Source organism: Paraburkholderia sp. (genome assembly GCF_034668105.1).
In the GTDB taxonomy this organism is placed as follows: Bacteria; Pseudomonadota; Gammaproteobacteria; order Burkholderiales; family Burkholderiaceae; genus Paraburkholderia.
The window spans coordinates 1-9150 of the sequence record NZ_JAXDPY010000240.1; the positions used below are offsets into that span (position 1 = coordinate 1).

Annotated in this window: 10 protein-coding genes; 7 read left to right on the top strand and 3 right to left on the bottom strand. The window is 62.4% G+C overall.

Going from position 1 to position 9150, the window contains the following annotated elements:
* The first annotated feature begins 91 nt into the window (after positions 1-91).
* The gene (locus QOC89_RS11180; protein ID WP_323045070.1) at positions 92-904 is read left to right on the top strand and encodes an exodeoxyribonuclease III; all 813 of its coding nucleotides are present in this window, start codon (positions 92-94) and stop codon (positions 902-904) included.
* A 171-nt stretch (positions 905-1075) separates the two neighbouring features.
* Here the strand turns inward: QOC89_RS11180 and QOC89_RS11185 are convergent, their stop codons facing one another.
* Both QOC89_RS11185 and QOC89_RS11190 read right to left on the bottom strand, forming a co-directional pair.
* A complete protein-coding gene (locus QOC89_RS11185) occupies positions 1076-1351 on the bottom strand; it encodes a CsbD family protein (protein WP_323045071.1) in 276 nt (91 codons plus the stop codon).
* A gap of 216 nt (positions 1352-1567) precedes the next feature.
* Positions 1568-2251, bottom strand: a complete 684-nt coding sequence (locus QOC89_RS11190; RefSeq protein WP_323045072.1) for a Pr6Pr family membrane protein — start codon at positions 2249-2251, stop codon at positions 1568-1570.
* 272 nt (positions 2252-2523) lie between these two features.
* On the opposite strand from QOC89_RS11190, the gene QOC89_RS11195 reads away from it, so the two are divergent.
* Entirely contained in the window at positions 2524-3936 is a 1413-nt protein-coding gene (locus QOC89_RS11195) for a DUF2252 domain-containing protein (RefSeq protein ID WP_323045073.1), read from the top strand.
* A 56-nt stretch (positions 3937-3992) separates the two neighbouring features.
* Here the strand turns inward: QOC89_RS11195 and QOC89_RS11200 are convergent, their stop codons facing one another.
* Complete coding sequence (locus QOC89_RS11200; RefSeq protein ID WP_323045074.1) at positions 3993-4859, bottom strand: polysaccharide deacetylase family protein; 867 nt, start codon at positions 4857-4859, stop codon at positions 3993-3995.
* A 251-nt stretch (positions 4860-5110) separates the two neighbouring features.
* Between QOC89_RS11200 and QOC89_RS11205 the strand changes: the two genes are divergently transcribed.
* The 5 genes from QOC89_RS11205 to gndA form a co-directional block, all read left to right on the top strand.
* Positions 5111-5875 (top strand): SDR family oxidoreductase, encoded by a 765-nt coding sequence (locus tag QOC89_RS11205; RefSeq protein ID WP_323045075.1) that lies wholly within the window; start codon positions 5111-5113, stop codon positions 5873-5875.
* A 61-nt stretch (positions 5876-5936) separates the two neighbouring features.
* Entirely contained in the window at positions 5937-6131 is a 195-nt protein-coding gene (locus QOC89_RS11210; protein ID WP_323045076.1) for an oxidoreductase-like domain-containing protein, read from the top strand.
* Positions 6132-6238: 107 nt separating this feature from the next.
* Positions 6239-7108: an NAD-dependent protein deacetylase gene (locus QOC89_RS11215; RefSeq protein ID WP_323045078.1), complete on the top strand. Its 870-nt coding sequence runs from the start codon at positions 6239-6241 to the stop codon at positions 7106-7108.
* A gap of 93 nt (positions 7109-7201) precedes the next feature.
* Positions 7202-7843: a DUF938 domain-containing protein gene (locus tag QOC89_RS11220; RefSeq protein ID WP_323045079.1), complete on the top strand. Its 642-nt coding sequence runs from the start codon at positions 7202-7204 to the stop codon at positions 7841-7843.
* A 121-nt stretch (positions 7844-7964) separates the two neighbouring features.
* A partial coding sequence (gndA, locus tag QOC89_RS11225; RefSeq protein WP_323045077.1) for an NADP-dependent phosphogluconate dehydrogenase occupies positions 7965-9150 on the top strand: 1186 nt, incomplete at its 3' end.

Here is a 9150-nt window from a genome sequence, read left to right on the forward strand (position 1 = left end):
CATTTCATGCGCGAAGTCGTGGGCAATGGAGTGGTGCGACGCGGCGACCCAGTAGGTGCTTCAGCAGAATGCTTTCCAGGGAGACCATGCCGTGGCCAAGCTTCGCATTGCAACCTTCAATATCAACGGTATCCGTTCTCGCTTGCCAGCGCTGCTGCAATGGCTCGAGCGTGAAGCGCCGGATATTGTGTGCCTGCAGGAACTGAAGGCCGTAGACAGCGCATTTCCTGTCGAGCAATTGCGCGACGCGGGCTACGCCTGTCTCTGGCAAGGCCAGAGCGCGTGGAACGGTGTGGCGATTCTCTCGAAAGGCGACGCGCCCATGGAAAGCCGGCGCGGCCTGCCTGGTTTCGAAGAGGACACGCATAGCCGATATCTGGAAGCGGCCGTCGGCGGTGTGCTGGTGGCCTGTCTCTATCTGCCGAACGGCAATCCGCAGCCAGGCCCCAAGTTCGACTACAAGCTCGCGTGGTTCGACCATCTGATCGCGCACGCCGCGAAGCTATTCAAGAGCGGCCATCCGGTGGTGCTGGCAGGTGACTTCAATGTCGTGCCGACCGACGAAGACATCTACAACACGCGTTCATGGTTGAAGGACGCGCTGTTGCAACCCGAAAGCCGCGACCGTTATCGGCGGCTGCTCGCGCAAGGGTGGACCGACTCGCTGCGGACCCACTTCGGCGACGAGCGCGTGTATACCTTCTGGGACTATTTCCGTCGCCATTGGGACACGAACTCGGGTTTGCGCATCGACCACCTATTGTTGAGCGCGGATCTCGCGCCGCGTTTGCGCGATGCGGGGGTTGATCGATGGGTACGGGGCGAACCGCATGCGAGCGACCACGCGCCGACGTGGGTGGAGTTGGACATGGGCGCGTCACGCCGCAAGAAAAAGAGCGGCTAGGCATCTTGCCAGCGCACGCCGCTCGTGTCGAAGAACAGGTGTTGCTTCTCAGGTGCGGAGGAGAGGAGAACTTCAGCAAGGCAAGCCGGCACAAGGAGCGAGACACAAACCTGGCCGGGCGATCGCCTACTGCCAATCGCCCGATGACCCGATCCGCTACGACGTCAAAGCTTACCGGCGATAATCGCGGCCCGACGCCCCATGCGACCAGAGCGCGCCAGCGACGAAACCGGCGAGCGCGACCACGGCAATGGTAGTGAAAGGGCTCTCCGCGGTCGTATCCCGAACCAGGCTGGTTGTACTCGCGCAGAGTTGTTGAGCCTTGCCGCTGAGTTCCTTGGCCTTCCCGGCAAGCTGAGTACCGGTATCACCTAGCACATCGCCGACGGCGCCTTCAACCTTGCCTGCAACTTCGTTCACTGCGCCTTCTGCTGAGTTGGTGTCCATACGTTTGCTCCCATTGTCATATTTACGTGTGAGCCGTTGCGTGCAACGTCGCCACACCAGGTTCACGCAGGCCGCTCCTGCTTGCGGCTTACGTCCATCAGACGGGGCGCAAGAAGCGCGCCCGAGGAACGGAATCTGATCACGGCCGGCATCACCGGCATTCAGCGAAGAGCGAAAAGACAGCAAAGCGGACAGTAAAGCGGCACCTGCAAACCATCAGCGTCGACGTCGAAAATTAATCCCCACGAACACCGCCATCAACATCAGAAACCCGCCAAACAACAGCGCGGAATTGACGACAACATGCCTGACCCCCAGCACATCGACGTTAATGAACGGATACGGATAAAAATCCGACAAACTCCCGCGCCAGAAGGTAATGACAAGATAGGCAACGGGATAGACCAGCCATAACAGACAGTGCCGCAACCGCAAATGAAAGCGGGGCACGAATAGCATCCAGTAAAGTGCCGTCAGCATTGGCAGTACGCTGTGCAGCGATTCGTTGAGCAGCAACCGGTAAGCCGCGGGCGACCACAAGCCCCGCAAAAGAAGGTTATATGCGATCCCTACAAACGCCATATAAACAACGACAGCGGTCACCACGGTAGGCTGCCGGAAAAAACGCACGATCGCTGGACTGCGTCCGCGTAGCGCCACGCAGGTAAAACAGATCGCGCACGCCAATACCGTCAGATTGGTGAGATAGCTGCTCAGCCGTGCAATGCCATCGAGCACACTGAGCCCGCGGGCCAGCGTGCGATCGATTGTCAGGTCGGTTTGAGCAACGATCGAAATCCACGCGATGACGGCAATGATTGCCGCCAGCGTCACGGATGAAACGCTGGGCGTGTGCAGCGGGAGCTCGGGCTCGTGTTGCTGGGAAGGGGCGGGGCGCATGGAGTCGATTTTATACAGACCGCATTTGCTTTGCAGCAGGCGCGACGAAATCGCGCGAGCCGAGCCCGGATTGCTCCCAGTTGTTGCGGCTGCAACCCCTCATGGACGTCAAGCATGGAGTGATCGAGGACATACCTGCGTGCCGTGCTATTCAGAAAGCGTCACGTAACATTTTTACCGGGTGGTCTGCTAGCATGAGCGCTGCCTGAGCGTGCCCGCAGAAGCAGTCTTCTGGAACCGAGTAAAAATTCACACAAAAACCGGAGAAGAGCATGAAAGCCAGCACCATCGCCGAGCGGGAGGCCCGTGGCCGTGCCGCCCGTGAACATTCGAAACGTTCGAGCCATCGGGCGGTAGGGGAGTTGAATCGCAACCCCATCGAGTTGCTCAAGCAAAGCAGCGAAGGGCGCGTGACGAATCTGGTGCCGCTGCGCTATGGGCGCATGGCCGTGTCGCCTTTCACGTTTTTTCGCGGTACGGCGATCCTGCAAGCTCACGATCTGAGCCAGGTTCACGGTTCAGGTCTCACCATGCCGATCTGCGGCGACGGCCACCTGATGAATTTCGGCGGTTTCGCCACGCCCGAGCGGCAACTCGTATTCGATCTGAATGACTTCGACGAAGTCGCGACCGGTCCTTTCGAATGGGACCTGAAACGTCTGAGCGCGAGTCTCGTAGTCGCCGCGCGGCATATGCGCTTGAGCCGCGGGACAGCCGAGCATCTGGTGACGACCGCCGTCAACGAATACCGTGATCGCATGGCGCAATATGCGCAATGCAGCGCGCTCGAACTCTGGTATGACCGCATCACGTTCGACCGCATGGCGGAAACCGCGTTGACGCCCGAGCGCCGCCGTACGGTGCGGCGCGGCATGGAAAAGGCCGCGAGCCGTACACACGAAAACCTGCTGGAGAAAATGGCGGTGCGTGACGGCGACCATTGGGCGATCCGCGATGCGCCGCCGGCGCTGTTCCACGTGCTGGGTGCGAACACGCTGTTCACACCGGAAGAGGCCGAAATATTCAAGGCGGCCAACTGGCGCAAGCTGCTCGAACGCATGTGGGGCGAGTACCTCAAGACGATGTCGCACGACCGGCGTGAACTGCTGAGCCATTTCACCGTGCAGGACATCGTGTTCAAGGTGGTGGGCGTCGGCAGCGTGGGCACGCGCTGCATGGTGGTGTTGAGTGTCGATCACATGGACAAGCCGCTGTTCCTGCAGATCAAGGAGGCCCGGCCGTCTGTGATCGCGCAGTTTTACAAGTCGCCGGGCACTAAGCACGAGGGCGAGCGTGTCGTGCAGGGGCAGCGCATGTTGCAGGCCGCGAGCGACATCTTTCTCGGCTGGGCGACGGGGCCGCAAGGGCGGCATTTCTATTTCCGCCAACTGCGCGATATGAAACTGTCGGCGAATATCGAATTGTTCGATACCGACTTGCTGGAAGGCTATGCGCAACTGTGCGGCTGGATCATGGCGCGCGCTCACGCCAAGGCGAGCGGCCAGGCAATCGAAGTCAGCGCGTATATCGGCCGTGGCGATCAATTCGCGGAAGCGCTCACGGGCTATGCGAACACCTACGCGGACCAGGTGGAACGCGACTACGACGTGTTCCTGAAGGCGTGCCGCAGCGGCGAGCTCGAGGCGCGTTCGGACGAAGACATGGCGGCGGATTTCCGCGTGTAATTGCGGCAGAGTTCGCGCGGCTCGCTTACTGTCGCCGCCGGCGAGCCGTGCCGGGTCTAATGCACAATCCGCGCTTCACGCAGCGTAACGAAGCGCAAGTGCTGCCGGCGAGCCGCGTCGATCACGCGCGGCAGAACCGCGAGTATCAGCGGCTTGCCTTCGGCGGTGAGCGCGGCATTGCCGTCGTGCAGCAGCAGAATGTCGCGCGCGGCAAGACCGTCGAGCAGACGGCGCGCGACCACCTGCGGATCGCGCTCGCGCGTATCGTAACCGCGCCGGGTCCACGCCGCGAGCCGCAGATCGAGTTTGCGGAGCACGGGCTCGAGAAAAATGTTGCGCAAACCCGCAGGGGCGCGGAAGAACATCGGCCGCTCGCCGCTCAATGTCTCGAAGGTCTGCTGCGCCGCATCGATCTCGCGCGTGAGGGCCGCCGGAAACGTGAGCGAAAACGTATGTACGTGAACCTGCGAATGGTTTTCCAGCGCATGGCCGCGGGCGACGATTTCCCGTGCGAGCTCCGGGTAACGCTGTGCTTTCGCCCCGATGCAGAAGAAGGTGGCGCGTACGTTGAAGGCGTCGAGCAGATCGAGCACTTGCGGTGTGACGACCGGATCGGGACCGTCGTCGATGGTCAGTGCGATGGCGTCCGCGTTGCGCGCGCCCGCGGGCAGTCGCGTCCAGTTCGGGCCCAGCAGCGAGGTGCGCGGCAACAGGCCGGCCACCGTGAAAACAACGTGATTCGCGAAGATCGCGGCCAGCCACCACGGCCATAAAGCGGGTGTCAGCAGCCATCCGGCCAGCACGAATGCGTGCCATGCGGCGGTGGCCGTGAGCATCGCCGGATAGCCGGTGTGCGGCCAGCGCGTTTGTGGCGCGGCCTCGGCGCATTGCGGCCGTGCAGGCCGTGTAGATAATTCGTTCATAAAGCGTGCTTCCTGTCTTCATTCCTCCTTCCGGGGAAGGCCTTTTATCGCGCTCGTGACGCGGAGCTGCAAACAATACCATTGATGTACCCCCCGACGCGGCCGCTGATACGAATGGAAAACAATGAAAGCGCGCTGAAAGAACGTGAAGAACGTGACCGCTTTTTGGCGGCAGCTACGTTGCATATTTGTGATGGGCAATCCGCTGCTGTATGGTGCTAAGGGCAAGTAAACAGAGCAGGAGGCTCGCAGTGACAGGAACGGGAACCAAGAAGGTGGCGCTGGTGACAGGCGCGGGCAGCGGCATCGGTCGAGCCGCTGCGCTCAAGCTGCTGGAACATGGCTATAGCGTTGTGCTCGCCGGCCGTCGTCAGGCGGCGCTCGACGCTGTGGTCGAAGCCGCGCAGCAACTGGGCGGCGACGCGCTCGCCGTGGCCTGCGACGTGACGGACGCCGACAGCGTCGCCGCGCTGTTCGACACGATCCGCACGCGCCGCGGCCGGCTCGACGTGCTGTTCAATAACGCGGGCCGCGGCGGCTCGCCTGTAGATATCGACGAACTCCCCATCGACGAATGGCGCTCGGTGGTCGACACCAATCTCACCGGCGTGTTTCTGTGCACGCGGGCCGCCTTCGGTCTGATGAAAACGCAGACGCCGCGAGGCGGCCGCATCATCAACAATGGCTCGATTTCCGCGCACGCGCCGCGGCCGAACAGCATTGCCTACACGGCGACCAAGCACGCGATCACCGGCATCACGAAAGCGGTGTCGCTCGACGGCCGCAAATACGACATCGTGTGCGGGCAGATCGACATCGGCAATGCCGCTACGGAAATGGCCGAGCGGATGGCGCGCGGTGTGCCGCAGGCGAACGGCGAAATCGCGGCCGAGCCGTTGATGGACGTGCAGCATGTTGCCGACGCGGTGCTGCATATGGCGGAGTTGCCGCTGTCGGCGAACGTGCAGTTCATGACCATCATGGCGAGCAAGATGCCGTTCGTCGGTAGAGGCTGAGCGCGTCGCGGGAGATCAACTTATACTGGGCGCTTCCCGCCTTTTCGAAAAACGATTCGCCGTGCCCCGCGTCACACTCAAGGACAACCCGCCGCCGGTGCCGCCCGTGCAACCCGATCTCGACGATTGTTGTCATAGTGGCTGCACTCCGTGTGTCTTCGATCTCTACGATGAAGCGCTCGAACGCTATCAGGCCGCGCTCACCGAGTGGCAAGCGCGGCAGGCGGCGCTTAAGGTGCGAAAGGGGCGCGCATGATGCCACCGGCGCCCACGGTGCACGCGCGGGCAAGCAAACCGAGCACGCGCCGCTGAATGTCGTTTCAGGTTTACGTCAAAGGCCGCAGCCGTCCCTCCATCTCCGTCATGACCGACCTTCAGCCCGCGCACCTCGAACGCTTCACCGAATCGCACACATTGGACGACCTGCATGACTTCGTGCAGCGTTATCCGCGTCTGTTCGTGCTGACCGGCGCGGGCATCAGCACCGACTCCGGCATTCCAGGCTATCGCGACGACAACGGCGAATGGAAGCGTTCACCGCCGATCACGCTGCAGGAATTTCTCGGTACGGTCGCGATGCGCCAGCGCTATTGGGCACGCAGCATGGTCGGCTGGCCGGTGGTGGCCGGCGCGCAGCCGAACGCCGCGCATACCGCCTTGGCCCGGCTCGAGGCAGCGGGCCACGTGCCGACGCTCGTCACCCAGAACGTCGACGGTTTGCATCAGCGGGCGGGCAGCCGCGAGGTGATCGAACTGCATGGCGGTATCGGCGGTGTGACGTGTCTGGACTGCGGCATGCAGCATTCGCGCGCGTCGATCCAGCAAACGCTGCAGGCCGACAACCCCGCGTTGCTGAACGTCAGCGCCGAAACCGCCGCCGATGGCGACGCGCATCTCGAGTGGCACGATATCGAATCGTTCCGCATTCCGGCGTGTACGAATTGCGGCGGTCTGTTGAAGCCCGCCGTGGTGTTCTTCGGCGAAAGCGTGCCGCGTGAGCGGGTCGAAGCGGCCTCGCATGCGCTCGATGCAGCGGATGCCGTGCTGGTGGTGGGCTCGTCGCTGATGGTTTATTCGGGCTACCGTTTCTGCGTGTGGGCGCAAAAGCTGGGCAAGCCGATCGTCGCGATCAACCTCGGGCGCACGCGTGCCGATGCGCTGCTGTCGCTGAAAATCGCCGCGCCCTGTGCGGATACGCTGACTGCTTTGGCAGCCCGGCTCGCGCTGGATTGATGCCGTGACCTGCGACCGCGACCTGCGACCGTGACCTACGACCGTGATCTCGCCGAACGCCTGCACACGACCCTGTATCGAAACAAAGTGAACATGACCGACTCTCATCTAGTACTGCGGCAACACTCGCCGTCCGCCGAACGCAATCGCGAACCGATTCTCGCCGTATTGCGCGAGGTGTTGCCCGCCACCGGCCGCGTGCTGGAAATCGCGAGCGGCACCGGCCAGCACGCGATCTGCTTTGCCGGTGCGTTGCGTGGGCTCGATTGGCAACCGAGCGATCCCGATGCGGATGCGCGTGCATCGGTTGCCGCCTGGATCGCGCACGAAGGGCTGACGAACGTGCGCGCACCGCTTGCGCTCGACGTGCATCAGCCGGACTGGGGCATACAACCGCTGGATCAGCTCGACGCCGTGGTCTGTATCAACATGATTCACATCTCGCCGTGGAGCGCGACCGAGGCGCTGTTCGCCGGCGCGAGCCGCCGCCTGGCCGTTGGCGGTGTACTGTATCTGTACGGTCCTTATAAACGCGGTGGTGCGCAAACCTCGCCGAGCAACGATGCGTTCGATCAACAATTGCGCAGCCGCAACCCCGCATGGGGCGTGCGCGACATGGAAGCCGTGGTAGCGTTGGGCGCATCGGTCGGACTCGTGTGCGACGAGCCGATCGCGATGCCGGCCAACAATTTCAGTCTGGTTTTCAGGAAACACCCGCAGGCGGCGCGCGGCTGACCCGTGTGCGCTTTGGTGCGGCAAGCCGGCATTTCTTTTATCCTTTCACCCTCGACGTCCCGCCGACGTTCTTTCTTTCCGGCGTGACGTCTCGACTTTTTTTGGACTCTGGAGAATTCACATGGGCAAACAGGCAATCGGCGTGGTGGGGCTAGCGGTCATGGGCCGCAATCTGGCGCTCAACATCGAAAGCCGCGGCCACGCGGTGTCGGTGTACAACCGTAGCCGTGAGAAAACCGACGAACTCATCGCCGAATATCCGGACAAGAAGCTGGTGCCGGCGTTCACGCTGGAAGAGTTCGTGGAGTCGCTGGAAAAGCCGCGCCGCATTCTGTTGATGGTGAAGGCGGGCGAAGGCACCGACGCCACGATCAACCAGTTGAAACCGCTGCTGGAAAAGGGCGACATTCTGATCGACGGCGGCAACACCCATTTCACCGACACCATCCGCCGCAATCAGGATCTCGCGAAGTCCGGTCTGCACTTCATCGGCACGGGCGTGTCGGGCGGCGAAGAAGGCGCGCTGAAAGGACCGTCGATCATGCCGGGCGGCCAGCGCGACGCCTACGACCTGGTCGCGCCGATCCTCACCGAAATCGCCGCCAAGGCGCCGGACGGTGAACCGTGCGTGGCGTACATGGGCCCGGACGGCGCGGGCCACTTCGTGAAGATGGTGCACAACGGCATCGAATACGGCGACATGCAGCTGATCGCCGAGAGCTACGCGGTGCTCAAGCAGGTCGTCGGCCTGTCGAACGAAGAATTGGGCAAGGTCTACACCGAGTGGAATCAAGGTGAACTCGACAGCTATCTGATCGAAATCACCTCGAAGATTTTCGGCAAGAAAGACGAGGAAACCGGCAAGGACCTGGTCGACGTGATCCTCGATCGCGCCGCGCAGAAGGGCACGGGCAAGTGGACCAGCCAGAACGCGCTCGACCTCGGCGCGCCGCTGCCGCTGATCACGGAAGCGGTGTTCGCGCGCGTGCTGTCGTCGCTGAAAACGCAGCGCGTGGCCGCCAGCAAGGTGCTCGAAGGGCCGGCCGCCAAGCCGCTTGGCGCCGAGCGTGATGCGTTCATCGAGTCGGTGCGCCGTGCGCTGTACTTCAGCAAGGTGATTTCGTACGCGCAAGGTTTCGCGCAGCTGCGCGCGGCGTCGGAAGAATACAAGTGGGATCTGGACTACGGCACGATCGCGAAGATTTTCCGCGCCGGCTGTATCATCCGCGCCCGCTTCCTGCAGAAGATCACGGACGCCTATACGAAAGACAAGGCCATCGCCAATCTGCTGCTCGATCCGTACTTCC

Excerpts from the sequence above, each read along its gene's own strand:
- QOC89_RS11185 (WP_323045071.1), bottom strand. The coding sequence starts at position 1,351 with ATGGACACCAACTCAGCAGAAGGCGCAGTGAACGAAGTTGCAGGCAAG.
- QOC89_RS11190 (WP_323045072.1), bottom strand. The coding sequence starts at position 2,251 with ATGCGCCCCGCCCCTTCCCAGCAACACGAGCCCGAGCTCCCGCTGCAC.
- QOC89_RS11195 (WP_323045073.1), top strand. The coding sequence starts at position 2,524 with ATGAAAGCCAGCACCATCGCCGAGCGGGAGGCCCGTGGCCGTGCCGCC.
- QOC89_RS11200 (WP_323045074.1), bottom strand. The coding sequence starts at position 4,859 with ATGAACGAATTATCTACACGGCCTGCACGGCCGCAATGCGCCGAGGCC.
- QOC89_RS11215 (WP_323045078.1), top strand. The coding sequence starts at position 6,239 with ATGACCGACCTTCAGCCCGCGCACCTCGAACGCTTCACCGAATCGCAC.
- QOC89_RS11220 (WP_323045079.1), top strand. The coding sequence starts at position 7,202 with ATGACCGACTCTCATCTAGTACTGCGGCAACACTCGCCGTCCGCCGAA.